General features: G+C 70.0%; 16 protein-coding genes. 5 read left to right on the top strand and 11 right to left on the bottom strand.

Going from position 1 to position 18,315, the window contains the following annotated elements; translation table 11 throughout:
- Positions 1-97 precede the first annotated feature (97 nt).
- Positions 98-1,198 carry an ABC transporter substrate-binding protein gene (locus DIE22_RS17640; protein ID WP_124498016.1) on the bottom strand — a complete coding sequence of 367 codons (1,101 nt, stop codon included), beginning with the start codon at positions 1,196-1,198 and terminating at the stop codon, positions 98-100.
- A 125-nt stretch (positions 1,199-1,323) separates the two neighbouring features.
- Between DIE22_RS17640 and DIE22_RS17645 the strand changes: the two genes are divergently transcribed.
- On the top strand, positions 1,324-1,998 hold the full coding sequence (locus DIE22_RS17645; protein ID WP_124605685.1) for a response regulator: 675 nt from the start codon (positions 1,324-1,326) through the stop codon (positions 1,996-1,998).
- A complete protein-coding gene (locus DIE22_RS17650; RefSeq protein WP_260426703.1) occupies positions 1,995-3,470 on the top strand; it encodes a sensor histidine kinase in 1,476 nt (491 codons plus the stop codon). Before DIE22_RS17645 ends, DIE22_RS17650 begins: the two co-directional genes overlap by 4 nt.
- 80 nt (positions 3,471-3,550) lie before the next feature.
- Here the strand turns inward: DIE22_RS17650 and DIE22_RS17655 are convergent, their stop codons facing one another.
- The 8 genes from DIE22_RS17655 to DIE22_RS17690 form a co-directional block, all read right to left on the bottom strand.
- Positions 3,551-4,417 carry an MOSC domain-containing protein gene (locus tag DIE22_RS17655; RefSeq protein WP_124498018.1) on the bottom strand — a complete coding sequence of 289 codons (867 nt, stop codon included), beginning with the start codon at positions 4,415-4,417 and terminating at the stop codon, positions 3,551-3,553.
- A 92-nt stretch (positions 4,418-4,509) separates the two neighbouring features.
- Entirely contained in the window at positions 4,510-5,463 is a 954-nt protein-coding gene (locus DIE22_RS17660; protein ID WP_124498019.1) for an ABC transporter substrate-binding protein, read from the bottom strand.
- Positions 5,464-5,512: 49 nt separating this feature from the next.
- Positions 5,513-6,694, bottom strand: coding sequence for a c-type cytochrome (locus DIE22_RS17665; protein WP_124605686.1), 1,182 nt, complete (start codon positions 6,692-6,694; stop codon positions 5,513-5,515).
- Positions 6,695-6,744: 50 nt separating this feature from the next.
- Positions 6,745-7,569, bottom strand: a complete 825-nt coding sequence (locus DIE22_RS17670) for an ABC transporter ATP-binding protein (RefSeq protein ID WP_124498021.1) — start codon at positions 7,567-7,569, stop codon at positions 6,745-6,747.
- The gene (locus tag DIE22_RS17675; protein WP_124498022.1) at positions 7,563-8,669 is read right to left on the bottom strand and encodes an ABC transporter permease; all 1,107 of its coding nucleotides are present in this window, start codon (positions 8,667-8,669) and stop codon (positions 7,563-7,565) included. The genes DIE22_RS17670 and DIE22_RS17675 overlap by 7 nt, the downstream gene beginning before the upstream one ends.
- Before the next feature lie 4 nt (positions 8,670-8,673).
- Positions 8,674-9,708 (bottom strand): ABC transporter substrate-binding protein, encoded by a 1,035-nt coding sequence (locus DIE22_RS17680; protein ID WP_124498023.1) that lies wholly within the window; start codon positions 9,706-9,708, stop codon positions 8,674-8,676.
- A 35-nt stretch (positions 9,709-9,743) separates the two neighbouring features.
- Positions 9,744-10,589 (bottom strand): class II aldolase/adducin family protein, encoded by an 846-nt coding sequence (locus DIE22_RS17685; protein WP_124498024.1) that lies wholly within the window; start codon positions 10,587-10,589, stop codon positions 9,744-9,746.
- Positions 10,590-10,609: 20 nt separating this feature from the next.
- Complete coding sequence (locus DIE22_RS17690; RefSeq protein ID WP_124498025.1) at positions 10,610-11,695, bottom strand: LLM class flavin-dependent oxidoreductase; 1,086 nt, start codon at positions 11,693-11,695, stop codon at positions 10,610-10,612.
- 440 nt (positions 11,696-12,135) lie between these two features.
- On the opposite strand from DIE22_RS17690, the gene DIE22_RS17695 reads away from it, so the two are divergent.
- On the top strand, positions 12,136-13,515 hold the full coding sequence (locus tag DIE22_RS17695) for an acyl-CoA dehydrogenase family protein (protein WP_124498026.1): 1,380 nt from the start codon (positions 12,136-12,138) through the stop codon (positions 13,513-13,515).
- A gap of 61 nt (positions 13,516-13,576) precedes the next feature.
- Here DIE22_RS17695 and DIE22_RS17700 read toward each other — a convergent pair whose 3' ends face one another.
- The gene (locus tag DIE22_RS17700) at positions 13,577-14,500 is read right to left on the bottom strand and encodes a LysR family transcriptional regulator (protein ID WP_124498027.1); all 924 of its coding nucleotides are present in this window, start codon (positions 14,498-14,500) and stop codon (positions 13,577-13,579) included.
- A gap of 74 nt (positions 14,501-14,574) precedes the next feature.
- Between DIE22_RS17700 and DIE22_RS17705 the strand changes: the two genes are divergently transcribed.
- Positions 14,575-15,141 carry a cysteine dioxygenase gene (locus DIE22_RS17705; protein WP_124605687.1) on the top strand — a complete coding sequence of 189 codons (567 nt, stop codon included), beginning with the start codon at positions 14,575-14,577 and terminating at the stop codon, positions 15,139-15,141.
- A 106-nt stretch (positions 15,142-15,247) separates the two neighbouring features.
- Positions 15,248-16,873: a rhodanese-related sulfurtransferase gene (locus tag DIE22_RS17710; protein WP_124498029.1), complete on the top strand. Its 1,626-nt coding sequence runs from the start codon at positions 15,248-15,250 to the stop codon at positions 16,871-16,873.
- An 83-nt stretch (positions 16,874-16,956) separates the two neighbouring features.
- On the opposite strand, the gene DIE22_RS17715 is transcribed toward DIE22_RS17710, so the two are convergent.
- Entirely contained in the window at positions 16,957-18,102 is a 1,146-nt protein-coding gene (locus DIE22_RS17715) for a glycerophosphodiester phosphodiesterase (protein ID WP_124498030.1), read from the bottom strand.
- Positions 18,103-18,315: the final 213 nt, after the last annotated feature.

Genomic DNA, 18,315 nt, shown 5'->3' on the forward strand with positions numbered 1-18,315 from the left:
TTCACCCCTGCGGCCATCCGGATGGCCGCCTCTAGGAAGTCGGTAAGGGGAAGGGGCCGTCCGCGCGGTGTGCGGCGGACGGCCGGAGGTCAGCGGATCAGCGCTTGATCGCCTGCTGCCATTGCTTCAGGAACGCGAGCCGCTTCGACTGGTCGAGATAGACGAGCAGGCCGGTGCCGATCTGGATCGGCTTCAGCGAATCGCCGAGTTCCTTCGTGAGGCTCGCGGCCGACGTCTCGCCGGTCACGTCCGCGCGGATCGCGTACAGGTTCGCCTGGTTCGCGATCAGCGTCTGGCCGCGCTTCGACAGCAGGTAGTCGACCCACAGCTTCGCGGCGTTCGGGTTCCTCGCCTTCCTCGAGATCGTCGCGAGGCGGCTCACGACCTGCGTGTAGTCCTTCGGAAACACGTAGCCGATCGACTTGTCCTTCTTCGCCTTCGCGTACGCATACGAGCCGATGATGTTGTAGCCGATCAGGTTCTCGCCGGACGAGATCCGCTCCATCATCGCGCCGGTGCTCGACTGCAGTTTCGGGTTGGTCGCACCGATCGCCTTCACGAGCTCCCAGGTGACCTGCTCGTTTACGTGTGCGTCCTGCGTCAGGTAGTTGAAGCCGACGCCCGACTTCTCGATGTCGTAGGTCGTGACCTTGCCCTTGAACTTGTCGGCTTGCGTGGTGAGCAGCTTGATCAGGTCGGCGCGCGTTTTCGGCACCTCGTTCTCGGGAATCAGGCGCTTGTTGTAGACGATCGCGAGCGGCTCGAACGTCGTGCCGTACGCCTGCTTCTGGTATTGCGCCCATTGCGGCACGTTCGCGCTTTCGGGCGAATCGTACGACGCCATCAGGCCGTCGTTGACGAGCTTGACCTGCAGGTCCATCGCCGAGCTCCACAGCACGTCGGCGCTGGTGCTGCTGGCCGCGTTCTCGCTGATGTAGCGGTTGTACAGCTCGGTGCTGTTCATGTCGTTGTACTCGACCTTCACGCCGTACAGGCTTTCGAAGTCCTTGATCAGCGGGCGCACGAGGCCCGTGTCGGTCGTCGAGTAGACGATCAGCTTGCCTTCCTTCTTCGCGGCGTCGACGACACCCTGGTAGTTACCCGGATATCCGGCCGGAACCTGCGCGACGGCGCCGGCGGCGGCGGTGCCCAGGACGATCGCCAGCGCGGCGGCGAGCTGCTTCGGTGCAAACGGCATGTCTTCCTCCAGTGATGCGTGTGTGTTGTTCGAGTGATGCGGATGTTAGTTGCGAGGCACTTTCAGCCTGCTTTCATTTCGGTTCACAATAGCGTTCTTTGTGTCATGGATTTCCCGAGGTCCCCATGCGTGTGCTGCTCGTCGAAGACAATCCGAACCTGGCCCAGTCGTTGAGCGACGCGCTGAGCGCCGCGCGCTTCGCGGTCGATCACATGGCGGACGGGGAGGCGGCGGATCACGTGCTGCGCACGCAGGACTACGCGTTGGTGATCCTCGATCTCGGGCTGCCGAAGCTCGACGGGCTCGAGGTGCTGCGGCGGCTGCGCGCGCGCCGCAATCCGGTGCCGGTGCTGATCCTCACCGCGCACGGCTCGGTCGAGGACCGCGTGAAGGGGCTCGATCTCGGCGCCGACGATTATCTGGCGAAGCCGTTCGAGCTGACCGAGCTGGAGGCGCGCGCCCGCGCGCTGATCCGGCGCAGCCTCGGCCACGAGCATTCGCGGGTCGCATGCGGGCCGCTTTCGTATGACAGTGTCGACCGCAGCTTTCACCTCGCGGGCGAACCGCTGCCGCTCACGCCGCGCGAGCGTTCGGTGCTCGAAGTGCTGATCCTGCGCAACGGCCGCGCGATCAACAAGGAGACGCTGTCGGAGAAGATCTTCGGGATCGACGAGTCGGTCAACGCGGATGCGATCGAGATCTACGTGTACCGGCTGCGCAAGAAGCTCGAGAACACCGGCGTCGCGATCGTCACGCTGCGCGGGCTCGGGTATCTGCTCGAAGCGAAGGCGGCCGGATGAGCCACCCCCGCGCCGACCTTCGTTCGCGGCCCCCCGAGGGGGCGCATGCCCATCTCGGGGCGGCCCGGCGGAGGGCATGGCACCGCCCGAACCTGCGCACGCAGGTCGCGCTGTGGCTGCTGCTGCCGCTGCTTGGGCTGCTCGCGCTCGACTCGTGGCTGACGTACCAGCGCGCGATGAGCGCCGCGCACGTCGCGTTCGACCGCACGCTGTCGTCGTCGCTGAAGTCGATCCGCGAAGGCGTGCGCCTCAACAAGGGCGAGATCGAGGTCGACCTGCCGTATCTCGCGCTCGAGATGTTCGAGTCGGGCGACGGCGGCAAGATCTACTACCTGATCCGCGAGGACAACGGCCACACGATCACCGGCTATCCGGACCTGCCGCTGCCGCAGGGTGACGGTGCGCTGTTCGTCACGCGCTACTACGACGTCGTCTATCGCGGCGATCAGTTGCGCATGGCCGCGCTGCGCGTGCCGGTGCACGACGTGCCGACCGCGCAGACGCGCATCGTATGGGTGATGGTCGGCGAGACGATCGAGGCGCGCCACGCGCTCGCGCGCGAGATCCTGGTGGGCTCGCTGCTGCAGGAAGGGCTGCTCGTCGTGCTCGCGCTCGGGATCGTGTGGCTCGGCGTCGGGCGCGGGCTGCGGCCGCTGAACCGGCTGTCGGCGACGGTCGCCGCGCGCAGCGACGGCGACCCGACGCCGCTCGGCACCGGCGGCATGCCGAGCGAGCTCGCGCCGCTCGTCGACTCGATCAACCAGTACATCGGCCGCACGCAGCGGATGCAGGTCGCGCGGCGGCGCTTCTTCGCGGATGCGGCCCATCAGCTGAAAACGCCGCTCGCGGCCGTGCAGGCCGGCGTCGAGCTCGCGCTGCGGCCGGACGAGCAGCCGCGCGTGAACGTGCATCTGCGGCGTGTGAACGGCGCGGTGCGGCAGGCGGCGAAGATCGTCCAGCAACTGCTGTCGCTGTCGCGGCTCGATTCGGACAGCGGCCATGCGATTGCGCACCAGCCGGTCGCGCTGCAGCGGCTCGCGCGCAGCGTGACGCTCGACTGGTCGCCCGTCGCGCGCGCGCGCGACATCGACCTGGGTTTCGAGCACGAGGCCGATGTCGACGTGCTCGGGCAGCCGGACCTGCTCGGCGAAATGATCGGAAACCTGATCGACAACGCGATCCGTTACTCGGGCGACCGCGCGGTGATCACGGTGCGCGTGTCGCGCGACGGCGACCATGCGCGGCTCGACGTGATCGACAACGGGCCGGGCATTCCGGCCGGCGAGCGCGACGCGGTGTTCGAGCGCTTTCATCGCGGCAGCAAGACGCAGACGGTCGAAGGCACGGGGCTCGGGCTGTCGATCGTGCGGGAGATCGCGCGCGTGCATCAGGGCAGCGTGACGCTGGACGATGCGACGGGCGGCGGATTGATCGTGACGGTGATGCTGCCGGCGGTTCAGGCAGCGCGGTAGACGGGCCGCCGCGATCGGCGCAGCCGCGGCGGCGGGTGGCGACGCAAGCGACGCGCCGCCCGCCGCTTCGGTGAGCCGGGTCAGTCGCCGAACCCGATCTCCGCTTCGACCGACTGCCCGACCTCGAGCCACGCGCCCGCGCCTTCGACGACGATCGCGTTGATGCCGAACGTCAGCGCATTGTCGTAGTTCGGGTTCGCGCGATAGGTCTGCATCGTGTCGGTCGGCTCGTGCGGCCAGTCCGGGTTCGGCGCGCCCGTCACCTGGTCGATCGTCGGCATCGGGCAGCGCGTGCACAGCTTCACGAGCCGCAGCCGCACGGGCGTCTCGCCGTCGGCGTCGAGATGCTCGAGGAAATCCTCTTCATACGCGTCGAGATCCGACACGACGATGTTCGGGCGGAAGCGGTTCATCGGGATCGCCGGCACGCCTTTCGCGACGAGCTTCGCGTTCAGGTCGTCGAGCGACGACTGGCCGATCACGAGCAGCGGATAGCCGTCCGCGAACTGCGTGTGCGTATCGATGTCGCCGGTCCATTTGCGGTTGCAGCCGCGGCGTGCGTCGGCGCCGAAGCGCGCGAGCTTCAACGGCGTGCCGAGGAATTCGGTGAGCCACGCGGCGGTTTCGGCGCCCGTGTCGATCGCGTCGACGGTGTCGCGCCAGACGGTCGCGGCCACCTTCGGCGTGGCGGGTGTCGCGTCGCCGTCGAGCGGCGTGCGGAGCTCGGCCATGCCCGGCGCGTTCAGCACGAGCGCATCGCTGTCGAGCGCGGTGCGGATCAGCGCGAGGCGCGGGTGCGTGCGCTGCGTGATCATCATCCCGTCCGGGGTGGTGATCAGCCAGTGGCGATCGTATGCGAGGCCCGTTTCGAGCAGCTGCGCGCGTGACAGCGCGATGCCGGCGCAGGATTTGATCGGGTAGACGAAGAGTTCGGAGATGGCTGGCATGACGCTGGCTGACAAAGGCGGGATGGTCGAATCGCGATTGTGCCAGATCGGGCGAAAGCCGTTTGGGCGGTTGCATGCCGCCGCGCGGCCGCTCACGCCAACGGAAAGCCGAGGTCGAAGGTCGTGCGCACGTCGAGCGGCTGGCGCAGCAGCCCGGCCTTCAGGTAGAAGTCGGCCGTGCGCTGCTGCCCGGCGATCACCGTCGCGTCGATCGGCAGCCAGCGCGTGTTGCGGCGCTCGAACTGCAGCTTCGCGGCCGCCGGCGGGATGCCGATGATGCGCGCGAGCGCCGCGGAATACGCGTCGACGTGCCGGTACGACCAGACCTGCGCGCGCACGACGCGTTGCAGGAAGTCGCGCAGCACGTCGTGCTTCGATGCGATCGCCGCGTCGGTCGCCGCGACGTAGCTGAGGCCCGACCACAGGCCGCGGCCGTTGACGAGCACGCGCGCGCGGCCGCTCGTCTCGGCGAGCGCGGTGTAGGGTTCCCACGTCGCCCACGCGTCGATCGAACCGGTTGCAAGTGCAAGCATCGTGTCGGCCGGCGGCAGGAAGCGGAACGACACGGCGTCGGGCGGCAGGCCGGCCGCGTCGAGCGCCTTCAGCGTGACGAAATGGCCGATCGAGCCGCGCGTGGTGCCGATGCGCTTGCCTTTCAGGTCGGCGGCGTCTTTCAGCGTCGCGTCGGGCCGCACGAGCAGCGCGGTGCCATATGGGTCGGAGCGATTCGCGCCGATCACCTTGATGCGGGCGCCCGACGCGAGCGCAAAGATCACCGGCGCGTCGCCGATCGGCCCGCAGTCGACGGCTGCCGCGTTCAGCGCTTCGGCGAGCGGCGCGGCGGCCGGGAATTCGGTCCACGCGATGTCGTACGCGAGGCCGTTCAGTTCGCCCGCCGCTTCGAGCAGCGCGCGCAGCCCGCCTTTCTGGTCGCCGGCACGCAGCAGCGGTCGCGCGCCCGATTGCGCATGAAGCGCGGCCGGCGCGGTTGCGGCGGCGGCGAGGGCGGTTGCTTGCGCGAGGAAGTGGCGTCGGGTCGGATTCATCGTGAGTTCGGTCGAGCGGGGAAACGGTTCAGGGATTCAGTTCGGGGATTCAGTGCGGGAGCCCGGCCTGCACGTCGCGCACGGGTTCGGCGTCCACGCGCAGCAGCAGCGCGGTCAGCGGATCGACGCTCGCGGCGGCCGCCGGTGGTCGCGCGGCGGCATCGGAGCGGCACAGCAGGTCGGATGCCGACCAGCCTGCACTGCCCGGCAACGCACGCGCCCGCAGCCAGCCGTGCCGGTCGGCGAGCAGTTGCGTGCCGCCGAACGCATCGGGCGGCACGCCCGCGATCGTCGCGAACGCCTGCCATGCATCGGGTGTCGCTGCGACGCAGTTCGCGCGCACGCCGGTGGCAAGCGGCGCGGGCGTGTCGCCGGCAACGACCAGCAGCGTCTGCCAGCGCGGGTCTTCCTGCGGCACCGTGCCGCCCGGCGCGAGCGCGACGACGTGCACGCGCTGGCCTTCGCGCCAGCGCTCCAGCGGTTGCGGCGCGGCGCTGCCGCAGCGCACGTCGAGCGCTGGCAGCGGGACGGGCACGGGCCACGCCCCTTCCGCCTGCGCGCCGCTGCCGGCCGACAGCGCTTTCAGGTAGTCGAGCACGGCCCAGGTTTCGGCCGGGCCGAGCGTTGCGGCAAAGCCCGGCATCGATGCCGCGCCGCGTGCGTCGCGTGTACCGTGCCGCACGCGCCAGTACAGTTCGCCGTCGAGCCGCCGGGCGAGCAGCGCGCCCGCGAAGGTCGGCGGCCAGTGCGCGAGCGTTGCCGCGAGCGGTCCTTCGCCGCGGCCGTCCGCGCCGTGACAGGCCGCGCAATGCTGCGCATACAGGTGCGCACCGCGCATCACGTTCGCGACGGAAAACGGCGCGGGATTGCGCTGGAAACTGGTCGCCACCGCAGGCGTGAGCCACAGCGACACCGGCGGCCACGGCGCTAACCACGCAAGCGCCAGCGCGGCGATTGCCGATGCCGCCCGCCACTTGCGCGACACGAGCGCGACGCAGCCGAGCGCTGCGGCGAGCGCGGTCGCCGCGCCGGCGAACGCGAGCTGGCGCGTGAGCCCCGCGTCGATGCGCAGCGTGTCGAGCGCGATCCGGTGCGCCCAGGGCCACGCGGCCTGTCCGTCGGCATCGCCGGTCAGGCCGGCCGCATGCAGCACGCGCGCCAACGCGATCTGCGCGCGATACAGCAGTTGCAGGAACAGGAGCGCCCAGTCGGCGAACGGCGGTGCATTCATCGGTGCGGCCTTTGCCGCGCACCGGCAATCCTGTGAACGACACCGCGCATCTACCAGCTCGCATCGAGTCCGAGATGCCGCAGCGCTTCATGGCGCAGCGCGGCGAGACGCGGGTCGCCGCGATGGCGCGGATAGGGCAGGTCGACGCGCAGTTCCGCGACGATGCGTGCGGGACGCGGCCCGAACACGATCACGCGCTGCGCGAGAAACAGCGCTTCCTCGACGTCGTGCGTGACGAGCAGCGCGGAGAACGCGTCGCGTTGCCACAGCGCGGTCAGCTCGGCCTGCATCGTCAACCGCGTCAGCGAATCGAGCTTGCCGAGCGGCTCGTCGAGGATCAGGAGGCGCGGATCGTTGACGAGCGCGCGGGCGAGTGCGACGCGCTGCGCCATCCCGCCCGACAGCTGATGTGGAAACACGTTCGAGAATTCCTGCAGCCCGACGCGCGCGAGCGCATCGTCGACACGATGCCGCGCGGTGCGCGCCACGCCGCGCGCTTCGAGTCCGAGCGCGACGTTCGCGCGCACGCGGCGCCACGGGTAGAGCGTCGGATCCTGGAACACGACGATGCGCGACGGATCGGGCCGTTCGATCGGCGCGCCGTCCTGCGCGATCGTGCCTTGCCGCGCGGCGTCGAGGCCCGCGACGAGCCGCAGCAGCGTCGATTTCCCGCAGCCGCTCGGGCCGAGCAGCGCGACGAATTCGCCGGCCGCGACCGACAGCGTGACGTCGTCGAGCACCGGCAGCGGGCCGCCGGGGCCGTCGAACGCGTGGCTTACGCGGCGGATGTCGATGCGCGCGCCGCGCGGCGCCGTGGCACTGGACGTGCCGGGCGGGGTGGCAACGGACGGTTCGAGAACGGCGGCGCTTACCATTTGACGGTTCCTTTCTGCCACGCGAGCACACGGTCGCGCACCGCGAACAGCAGCGCGATCAGCCCGGAAAACAGCAGCGCCATCACGATCAGCGCCGCATACATGTTCACGTACGATGCCCAGCCCTGCGCCCAGCTCAGGTACCAGCCGAGCCCCGACTTGACGCCCATCATCTCGGCGACGACGAGCACCGTGAACGACGCGCTCAGCCCCATGAAGATGCCGACGAACACATGCGGCAGCGCGGCCGGAATGGCGACGCGCAGCACGAGGAAGCGCGCGTTCGCGCCGAGCGTGCGCGCGACGTCGTAGTACTGCCGGTTCACGCTCGCGACGCCCGACCACGTCAGCACCGCGACCGGGAAGCCGGTCGACAGCGCGATCAGGAACGCCGCCGCCGAATAGCTGGTCGGAAAGAAGTAGAACGTGAGCGGCAGCAGCGCGGTGGCCGGCACGGGGCCGAGCACGCGCAGCACCGGATGCACCCAGTAGCCGATGCGGCGCGACCAGCCGATCGATACGCCGACCGCGAACCCGACCGCGACGCCGTAGGCAAACCCGAGCGAAAGCAGCTTCAGCGTATTGCCGGCGCTGCCGGCGAGGCGCGGCCAGTCGTCGACGTAGACCTCGATCAGCGCCTGCGGCGGCGCGAAGAACGGCGTCGGCAGCCAGCCGGTCTTCGCGGTGACGATTTCCCATGCGGCGAGCACGAGCGGCAGCGCGACGAGCCACGGCCCGGCCGGGCGCACGCGGGCGAGCCGGGCGCGCGTGGCCGGCACGCGATGGCCGAGCGTCGCGGCGATCAGCAGCAGCGCGGCGATGACCCACGCGGCGGTGCCGAACGTGTCGGTGTACGCCCAGTCGGTGAAGCCGACGACGCGGTTCGGCCACAGGTCGGTCACCGCACCGAGCGCGGCCCACGCAAGCGCTGCAACGACGCCGGTCGGCCAGGTACGCGCACGGCGTGCTTCGGCCGCGCGCGTTGCATCGCAGGCCGTGCAGGCAGCGCGGGACGCAGCGATCGCGGGAGCCGTCGCGATGACGGCACCGCCCGGCGCCGATGCGGTGCGCGCAGCGGGCGTGTGTTCGATCGTCGACATCGCGTCACCCCAGCACGTTCGCATAGACCTGCTGCGCGAAGCGCTGCGGGTCGGTGCTCTTCTTCAGCACGCTGATCCGGCGGAAATCGTCCGCATAGAACGCGATTTCCTGCTGCAGGTCGACGTTGGTCGGGTGATGCGTGTAGGTCAGCGTCGCGTACAGCTTGCGCAGGTCTTCCGGGTTGATCTTCGGCGAATACTTCGCGAACGCCTTCGCGGCTTCGTTCGGGTTGTCGTGCGTGTACTCGGTGGCCTGCACGATCGAGCGCGCGAGCGCGGCGGCCGCCGGCCGGTCGTTGCGCACGAGGTCGCCGCGCGCGCCGATCACGCAGCACACCTTGCGCGCGTATTCGCCGGACAGGTTCGTCGCGAGTTCGGTATACGCGCCGTTGCTGCGCTTCTCGAGCAGGTAGAGGTTCGGGTCGCCGTCGGCGATCGCCTGGATCTCGCCCTTGTCGACCGCCACGCCGAGCAGGTCGGCCGGATACTGCCGCCACGTGATGTCGCGCTCGGGATCGATGCCGTTCTTCGCGAGCAGGATCGAGAAGAAGTGCTTGCCGGGCGCGGCGAGATCGCTGACGCCGACCGTCTTGCCCTTCAGCGCCTGCAGCGTCGTGACGCCGGCCGTCCTCGAGCCGAGCAGCCGCACGCAGCCGCCATGCGAGCTGCCGATGATCTTCACGTCGAAGCCGGCTTCGAGCGGCTTCAGCCAGCGGTGGATCATCCCGACCGCCGCGTCGGCCTTGCCGGTCGCGATCGATTCGAGCAACTGGTCGGTCGACCCGCTGTAGTTGATCAGCTCGACCTTCAGCCCGTTCTTCTCGAAGAAGCCGTTCTCCTGCGCGACGACGATCGGCGTCAGGCAGAACGCATTCTGGTTCCACGCGAACGTGAGCTTCTTCAGCGGCGGCGCGGACCAGGCCTTGCGGCCGAGCGTGATCGCCGGTGCGGCGAGCGCGGCGGCGCCGGCCGCGCGCAGCAGCCGGCGGCGTGTGTCGTCAGGTGCGCCGGTCGGCGCGGGTGCGGTGGTATCGGTCATCGTGGGGTCTCCGGTTCCGGTGGTGCGGCAGGCGCTCAGTCGAGCAGGTCGGGTTCGTCGGCGACGACGCGCGCGAACAGGCTGTCGAACGCATGCAATGCGCCGTCGGGGCCGCCGATCTGGCCGTGCGTGTGTCGCGCGGTCGCGTGATCGATCGGTTGCGGCGTGCCGGCCGCTTCGGCCAGCAACTGCGTGTGCGCGGCGTTGTCGAGTGCGATGTACCACCACGCGGCGGCCTCGACCGTCGGGCCGGCCGTCAGGATGCCGTGGTTCTTCAGGATCACGCCCTTGTGCGTGCCGCCGTCGGGTTTCGCGAGCGCGTCCGCGATCCGCGCGCCTTCGCTCGTATCGACGACCATGCCCGTGAAATCGTCGAACAGCGCGTGGTCCTCGTAGAACACGCACGCGTCCTGCGTCAGCGGGTCGAGCGGGCGGCCGAGCGTCGACCAGGCCTTGCCGTAGGTCGAATGCGTATGCGCGGCCGCGACGATGTGCGGATGCGCGTCGTGAATCGCCGCATGGATCGCGAACGCGGCCTTGTTCAGCGGCCGGTTGCCGATCGCGGTTTCGCCGCGCGCGTTGACGAGCAGCAGGTCCGACACCTTGATCCGCGAGAAATGCACGCCGAGCGGATTCACCCAGAAGTGGTCGGGCAGTTCCGGATCGCGCGCGGTGATGTGGCCGGCGAGGCCCGATGCGAAGCCGAAGCGCGCGAACAGGCGGAACGCGGCCGCGAGCCGTTCCTGCCGGTGGCGGCGCTCGGCGGCGACGTCGATGCGCGGCGCGGGCGGATCGAACCAGAAATGCTGGCGCGGCGTGTCGGCGAGCACGAGGCCCGACGCGGTGCGCGCGGGCGCTGACGAAGACAGGACGGCGGACATGGCAGGCGTCTCCGTTGGCGTCAGGCTGCGCGGCGCGCCGCGTCGCGTGCCGCGACGGCGCCGCGCACGCGCGGAATCAGTTCGCGGCCGTAGTCGATCGCGTCTTCGAGCGGATCGAAGCCGCGGATCAGGAACGTCGTCACGCCGAGGTCGTAGTAGTCGAGCAGCGCGTCGGCGACCTGTTCGGGCGTGCCGACCAGCGCGGTCGAATTCGAGCGCGCGCCGGTGAGTTTCGCGATCTCGGTCCACAGCCGCTTGTCGACGCGCGAGCCGCGTTCGGCCGCGGCGAGCAGGCGCCGCGCGCCTTCGCTCTGCTGCGGGCCGCCGCTGCCGAGGCCGGCCGCTTCACGCAGCCGGCGGGTTTCGTCGAGGATCCGGTGCGCGCGCGCCCACGCTTCGTCTTCGGTCGCCGCGAGGATCGGCCGGAACGACACCGAGAAGCGCACCTGCCGGCCGTGCTTCGCGGCTTCGGCGCGCACGCGGGTCGTCAGGTCGCGCACCTGGTCGAGCGATTCGCCCCACAGCGCATAGACGTCCGCGTGCTTGCCGGCCACTTCCAGCGCCGCTTCCGAGGCGCCACCGAAGTAGATCGGCACGTGCGGCCGCTGGAACGGCTTGACTTCCGAAAAGCCCTGCGTGAAGCGGTAGTGCGCGCCGTCGTGATCGAACGGCTGCGTTTCGGTCCAGATGCGACGCAGGATGCCGAGGTATTCGTCGGTGCGTGCGTAACGTGCGTCGTGGCCGAGGAAGTCGCCGTCGCGCTGCTGCTCGCTGTCGGAGCCGCCCGAGATGAAGTGCACGGCGAGCCGGCCGCGGCTGAACTGGTCGAGCGTCGCGATCTGCCGGGCGGCGAGCGTCGGCGCGGTGAAGCCCGGACGATGCGCGAGCATGAAATGGATGCGTTCGGTCGCCGCGGCCGCGAACGCGATCGTCAGCGTCGCCGACGGGCCGGTCGAGTGGTGCGGGACGAGGATCCGGTCGAAGCCGGCCGTTTCGTGTGCGCGGGCGAAGTCGCGCACGTAGTCGGGGTCGACGACGGGGCCGGCAGGCGGATGGATTTCCGACTGCTTCTGGCTCTGGATCATGCCGATGAATTCGACGCTCATCTGGGTCTCCGATGCAAGGACGGCCCGGCGCGGCGAGCGATGGCCGGCGGGGGCGGGAATGGAGCGCAGATTACCGCCGGGATCATGCGAAACGGAAATAATCAATCCCGATTTGAATATCAGATTTGCATGGTTTGGGCGCGTGTGCGTTGCGCATACGCTGTGGGCTCGCAATCGAACCGGAAGGGCGCCGGCTGCATGTCGTGCGGCGTTTTCGTGCCGGGCATGAGCGGGATCGGCACGCGATTCGGAGTCTGCGGCCCGGTTGGCGTGCTGAAGGCGGATGCGTGCGCGAGCGGTCGCGACGAACGCCCGCGAAACCGCAGCCGGTCGCCGCCGGCTTCACGCGCCGCCGCGCCACTTGCCGATCGATCTCCGCTGTTATCGCTGTTACGTTACCCCGCTACCCCGCTACCCAGTCACCGAGGGAATCCGTACCGATGTCCGCCAGCCTTGCCGCTTCCTCGCCGCAACCGCCGCAGTCGTCGCTGCGCCATCTGCCCGCCGACGATGCACGCGTTGCCGTGCTGCTCGAGCGTCTCGCGCCCGACCTCGCCGCCGACGCGGCCCGCAACGATCTCGACGGCCGCTTCCCGCACGAGAACTTCGCGCGCCTGCATCGCGCGGGGCTGATCGCGCAGGTCGTGCCGCGCGAGCATGGCGGCGCGGGCGCGACGCTCGCGCAGGCGAGCCGCATCGTGGCCGCGGTCGCACGCGCCGATCCCGCGACCGCGCTGGTGCTGACGATGACGTATCTGCAGCATCGCGCGCTCGGCCGCGCGGACAACCGCTGGCCCGCGCGCCTGCGGCGTGCCGTGTTCGACAGCGCGGTCGACGAAGGCGCACTGATCAACGCGCTGCGCGTCGAGCCGGCGCTCGGGTCGCCGTCGCGCGGCGGCCTGCCCGAAACGGTTGCGCGTCGCGACGGCGACGGCTGGCGGCTGTCCGGCCACAAGCTGTACAGCACCGGCATTCCGGCGCTGCGCTGGCTCGCCGTGTGGGCCCGCACCGACGAGCCCGAGCCGCGCGTCGGCGTGTTCCTCGTGCCGCGCGAGCGTGACGCGGAGGACGACGCGCGCATCCGCGTGATCGAAAGCTGGAATCACCTGGGCCTGCGCGCGTCGGGCAGCCACGAGGTCGTGTTCGACGACGTGCGGCTGCCCGCCGATCATGCGGTGGACGTGCGCGCGCCCGATGCGTGGGCCGTGTCGGCCGCGAGTCATGCGGATGTCGACGCGCAGGCCGACCAGCAGGCCTGGATGGTCGCGCTGCTCGGCAGTCTCTACGATGCCGTGGCACGTGCGTCGCGCGACTGGCTGCTCGATTTCGCGGCGACGCGCGCGCCGAGCGGGCTCGGTGCGCCGCTCGCGACGCTGCCGCGCGTGCAGGAGGCCGTCGGCGAGATCGAAGGGTGGCTGCACACGAACCGCGTGCTGCTCGACGATCACATCGCGCGTGCCGATGCGGGCGATGCGCCGGCGTTGACGACGAGCGGCCTCGTCAAGCGAACCGTGACGGAACACGCGATCCGCACCGTCGAGCACGCGTTGAAGCTGTCGGGCAATCACGGGCTGAGCCGCCACAATCCGCTCGAACGTCACTATCGCGACGTGCTGTGCAGCCGCGTGCATACGCCGCAGGACGACGCGATCGCGGTCGCGGCCGGACGTGCGGCGCTCGAGGCGGCGGCGCGAAGCATCACGTCGAATGCGGATTCGGATGCGACGTCACGCAGCGTGCCGGCGCGAACCGCAACCACGAACGCGGACGCGGGCCGGACGTCGCACGATGCGCCGGCATCCGGTCGAAACGATGCGTGAGCAGGGCGGCGTGGTAGTCAACGCAAACGTGACGACGCCGTGCAGACGTCGCCCGCCCTGGTCAAGCGGCCTCGTCGTGCTCGCCGGCATCCGCGGGCAGCGCGAACGCGGTGCGTGCATGCGCGGCCACGGTCGCGAGCGGCGCCGCGAAGCGCGCGGCGTCCTGCCGGTGCAGCAGCCACAGATCGATCTGCGGCTTGAAATCGGCGAGCGGCACGATGTCGAGCGCGTTGCGCAGCGGGCTGCCTTCGAGCAGCGGCAGCGGCATCAGCCCGATGCCGAAACCGTTCGCGACGCTCTGCAATTGCAGGTCGCGGCCATACGTGTCGAGCGTGACCGGCATCGGCAGCCCCTGCGCGTCGAGCGCTCGGCGCAGGCCCGCGCGGAAGCCGCAGCCGTCGGGATTGAGCACCCAGCCGCGCGCATGGCAGTCGGCGAGCCGGTAGCTGCGGCGCGGCCAGTCACCCTTGCGGCCGACGGCGACGAGCCGCGTGGCCAGCAGCCGCTCGCCCTCGACCTGCGGCGGCACCACCATCTCGCGGGCCAGAAACACCAGCGCCGCGTCGAGCTCGCGGCGCGCGACCCGCTCGACGAGCATGCCGCCCCAGGCGGTCGTGACCTGCGTGGCGAGTGCCGGCCATTGCGCGGCGAGCCGCGCGATCAGGCCGGGCAGCATCAACTCGCCGAGCCCCTGCGTGAGGCCGACGCGGAATTCGCCGGCGGGCGGCCGCCGGCCGGCCGTCAGTTCGCGCAGCGCATCGACTTCGCGCAGGATCGCGCGGCACTGCTCGAACACCTGCCGGCCGATGTCGGTCGGGCGCGGCGGCTTCGTGTTGCGGTCGAGCAGCGTGACGCCGAGCGCTTCCTCGAGATTCTGGACGCGCCGCGTGATCGCGGGCTGCGTCATCCCGAGCTCGGCCGCGGCCTGGCTCAGCGACTGGCCGCGGACGACCGCTGCAAAAGCATCGATATCGCTAATTTTCATGTTTGTTCTGCATGGTATTTCGGGTGCATCATGACGATCCATCATATTCGGCATCATATTCGAGGAGGCAGCCGATGAGTACGCTTTCGTTGCGGCAGACGCCGCTGCGTCCGTTCGTCGACGGGCTCGGCGCACTGCTCGCGTCCGGCGCGAACGAGGCACGCATCCTCGACGAGGGCGGCGCGCTGCTCGCCGCACTCGTCGCGCAGGACGACTGGCTGCCCGACGCGTTCGCGCAGCCCGATCCCGAGCGCTACCGCCAGTACCTGCTGCATCTCGATCCCGACGAGCGGTTTTCCATCGTCAGCTTCGTATGGGGACCCGGCCAGACGACGCCGATCCATAACCATACGGTGTGGGGGCTGATCGGGATGCTGCGCGGCGGCGAGTTTTCGCAGCCGTACCGGTTCGATGAAACCGGCAAGCCGGTGCCGTCGGGCGACGCGGTGCGGCTGCAGCCGGGCGAGGTCGAGGCGGTGTCGCCGCGCATCGGCGACGTCCATCGCGTGACCAACGCATTCGCGGACCAGGTGTCGATCAGCATCCACGTGTACGGCGCCAACATCGGCAAGGTCGAACGCGCGGTGTTCCTCGACGACGGCACCGTGAAGCCGTTCGTGTCCGGCTATTCGAACGCGTGATCCCGTGTGTCGCCCGCGCCGTTGCGAGCACACGCCCGTGGGCCAAGATTCATCCGTTTTCCGTTTGTTTTCTTCTCCGACTTCAACCGATTCCGACAGAGACATCGTGACGCAATCCGCCGATTCCATTTCCCGTTTCCCCGTCGCGTCGTACCAGGACGTACGCGCGCGCCTGCTGGCCCGCGACGAGCTCGCGCTGATCGACGTGCGCGAGGAAGACCCGTACGCGCAGGGCCATCCGCTGTGGGCCGCGAACTTTCCGCTGTCGAAGCTCGAACTCGACGCGTGGACGCGCATGCCGCGCCGCGACACGCCGATCGTCGTGTTCGGCGAAGCCGGCGGCGAGGATCTCGCGCCGCGTGCGGCCGCGAAGCTCGCGCAGCTCGGCTATACCGACGTGCGCCTGCTCGACGGCGGCCTCGCGGGCTGGCTCGCCGCGGGCGGCGAGCTGTTCATCGACGTGAACGTGCCGAGCAAGTCGTTCGGCGAGTGGGTCGAGGCCGAGCGCCATACGCCGTCGCTGTCCGCGCAGGAAGTGCAGGCGCTGATCGACGCGCAGGCCGACGTCGTGATCGTCGATGCGCGCCGCTTCGACGAATACCGGACGATGAACATCCCGACGTCGACGAGCGTGCCGGGTGCGGAACTCGTGCTGCGCGTGCGCGCGCTCGCGCCGAATCCGGAAACCCGGGTGGTGGTGAACTGCGCGGGCCGCACGCGCAGCATCATCGGCACGCAGTCGCTGATCAACGCCGGGCTGCCGAACCCGGTCGCGGCACTGCGCAACGGCACGATCGGCTGGACGCTCGCCGGCCAGACGCTCGAGCACGGCGCCGCGCGACGGTTTCTGGACGACATCGATACCGCGCAACGCGAGGAAGCACGCCGCGCCGCGCGCGCGGTGGCCGAGCGCGCCGGCGTGCCGCGCATCGCGCTCGCGGAGGTCGCCGCGCTCGACGAGCCGGGCCGCACGCTGTACCGCTTCGACGTGCGCACGCCGGAGGAGTACGAGGCCGGCCACCTGCCGGGCTTCCTGAGCACGCCGGGCGGCCAGCTCGTGCAGGAGACCGACCATCACGCGGCCGTGCGCGGCGCGCGGATCGTGCTCGCCGACGACGACGGCGTGCGCGCGGACATGACCGCGTCGTGGCTCGCGCAGATGGGCTGGGATGTGCACGTGGTCGAACCGGCCGGCACGGCGGCGTTCGCGGAGCGCGGCCAGCCGCCGCGCGACGTGCCGGCGACGCCGCAGGCGACCGAGGTGTCGCCCGCGACGCTCGCGGGCTGGCTGAAGGAGGCGGCCGCGGGCGAGGTCGCGATCGTCGACGTGACGACCAGCGCGAACTACGTGAAGCGCCATATCCCCGGCGCATGGTTCGTCGTGCGCGCGCAATTGCGCGACGCGCTCGCCGCGATTCCGCCGGCGAAGCGCTACGTGTTCACGTGCGGCTCGAGCCTGCTCGCGCGGTTCGCGGCGGACGACGCGCGCGCGTTGCTGCCGGCTGCCGCGGCAATCTCGGTGCTGACGGGCGGCACGGCCGCGTGGATCGACGCGGGGCTGCCGCTCGAGCATGGCGAGACGCACCTGGCGTCGCCGCGTGTCGACCGCTACCGGCGCCCGTACGAAGGCACCGACAACGCGGCCGCCGCGATGCAGGCGTATCTCGACTGGGAATACGGGCTGGTCGACCAGCTGAAGCGGGACGGCACGCACCACTTCCGCGTGATCTGACCGCGGCGCGGCAACCGGCGCGCGGCACGGCGTGCGCCGCGCCCGGTTGTCGCGCGTTCAGCGGCTCGTCGGGTTCGGCGGGTTCAGCGCTTGAACGTGTCGACGGCCGTGCGGCCGACGGCCGGATCGTCGGTGAAGAAGCCGTCGATGCCCGCGCGCAGGTACGCCTGGATCTCGCGCACCGAGCCCGCGGTGTTGCGCGTGGCCGGCGTGCCGCCGTCCTTCAGCGATGCGGGCAGGAAGTTGTTCTCCGGGCGGAACGTGTACGGATGCACGACGAGGCCGGCCTCGTGCGCGTAGCGCACGTATGGCGTCGGCTGCTGCAGCGTGCCGTCCGCGGCGACCGCGATGATCGACGTCTTGTACGGGCCGACGCCGTTCGCATAGGACGCGATCTCGCGCATTCCGTCGCGCGTCGACAGGTCGCCATAGGTGCGCTTGTCGTTCGCCTTCACGAAGTCGTACGGACGCTGGCCGGCATCGTCCATCAACTGGACGAGCTTCCAGTTCGGCTGGCTCGACTTGATCCGGTTGCGGATCGTCTTCAGGTTCGCGACCTCGAACGACTGGATGTAGACGGTCGCCGTGCGCGCCGTGTACGGATCCTTCAGCAGCGCGTCGACGAGACGGTCCTCGAGCGGCAGGTTGATCGACTGGAAGTAGGTCGGGTGCTTGGTTTCCGGATACAGGTGGATCGTGCGGCCGGTCTGCGCGGACATCTGTTTCGCGAGCGCGACGATCTCGTCGAAGGTGGGGATCTCGAACTGGTCGTTGTACGCGGTATTCGCCGGGCGGATCTGCGGAATGCGCTCGCGGGCGCGCAGCGTCTTCAGTTCGGCGAGCGTGAAGTCCTCGGTGAACCAGCCGGTCAGCTGCGCGCCGTCGATCGTCTTGGTTGCCTTGCGGCTCGCGAACTGCGGCAGCGTCGACACGTTCGTCGTGCCCGAGATCTCGTTTTCGTGGCGTGCGACGAGCACGCCGTCCTGGGTCGAGACGAGGTCGGGCTCGATCACGTCCGCGCCGTCCTCGATCGCCTTGCGGTACGACGCGAGCGTGTGCTCGGGGCGCAGCGCGCTCGCGCCGCGATGGCCGACCACCTGGACCTTCGCGGAGAGCGGGCGCGTGGGATCGGCAGCCGATACATCGTCGCCGCCGCAGGCGGCAAGCAGGAGGGCGGCGGCACAGGCGAACGGGATGCAGCGCAGGGCGGTCGGGCGCGTGAAGAGCATGTCGGTGAACCTTCGAAACGGAAGTCGGTGAAAGGGCGGTCGATCCGGCGGCACGGCCTGGCGTGCCGGGCTGCGCGGGATCGAACGGGACGCGATCGTCGCTCCGGATAATTACATATGTATTACTTTCGTCTTTCTTTTCTGTTGTGGCGTGAGACGTGCGGGGCGGCCGGAAAGCGCAACCGCGCGCGCGGCGCGATCCGCCGTCGCCGG

Source organism: Burkholderia sp. Bp9142, from assembly GCF_003853415.1.
Classification (GTDB): Bacteria; Pseudomonadota; Gammaproteobacteria; order Burkholderiales; family Burkholderiaceae; genus Burkholderia.

Coding starts and splice junctions, on each gene's coding strand:
- DIE22_RS17640 (WP_124498016.1), bottom strand. CDS start 1,198: ATGCCGTTTGCACCGAAGCAGCTCGCCGCCGCGCTGGCGATCGTCCTG.
- DIE22_RS17645 (WP_124605685.1), top strand. CDS start 1,324: ATGCGTGTGCTGCTCGTCGAAGACAATCCGAACCTGGCCCAGTCGTTG.
- DIE22_RS17650 (WP_260426703.1), top strand. CDS start 1,995: ATGAGCCACCCCCGCGCCGACCTTCGTTCGCGGCCCCCCGAGGGGGCG.
- DIE22_RS17655 (WP_124498018.1), bottom strand. CDS start 4,417: ATGCCAGCCATCTCCGAACTCTTCGTCTACCCGATCAAATCCTGCGCC.
- DIE22_RS17660 (WP_124498019.1), bottom strand. CDS start 5,463: ATGAATCCGACCCGACGCCACTTCCTCGCGCAAGCAACCGCCCTCGCC.
- DIE22_RS17665 (WP_124605686.1), bottom strand. CDS start 6,694: ATGAATGCACCGCCGTTCGCCGACTGGGCGCTCCTGTTCCTGCAACTG.
- DIE22_RS17670 (WP_124498021.1), bottom strand. CDS start 7,569: ATGGTAAGCGCCGCCGTTCTCGAACCGTCCGTTGCCACCCCGCCCGGC.
- DIE22_RS17675 (WP_124498022.1), bottom strand. CDS start 8,669: ATGTCGACGATCGAACACACGCCCGCTGCGCGCACCGCATCGGCGCCG.
- DIE22_RS17680 (WP_124498023.1), bottom strand. CDS start 9,708: ATGACCGATACCACCGCACCCGCGCCGACCGGCGCACCTGACGACACA.
- DIE22_RS17685 (WP_124498024.1), bottom strand. CDS start 10,589: ATGTCCGCCGTCCTGTCTTCGTCAGCGCCCGCGCGCACCGCGTCGGGC.
- DIE22_RS17690 (WP_124498025.1), bottom strand. CDS start 11,695: ATGAGCGTCGAATTCATCGGCATGATCCAGAGCCAGAAGCAGTCGGAA.
- DIE22_RS17695 (WP_124498026.1), top strand. CDS start 12,136: ATGTCCGCCAGCCTTGCCGCTTCCTCGCCGCAACCGCCGCAGTCGTCG.
- DIE22_RS17700 (WP_124498027.1), bottom strand. CDS start 14,500: ATGAAAATTAGCGATATCGATGCTTTTGCAGCGGTCGTCCGCGGCCAG.
- DIE22_RS17705 (WP_124605687.1), top strand. CDS start 14,575: ATGAGTACGCTTTCGTTGCGGCAGACGCCGCTGCGTCCGTTCGTCGAC.
- DIE22_RS17715 (WP_124498030.1), bottom strand. CDS start 18,102: ATGCTCTTCACGCGCCCGACCGCCCTGCGCTGCATCCCGTTCGCCTGT.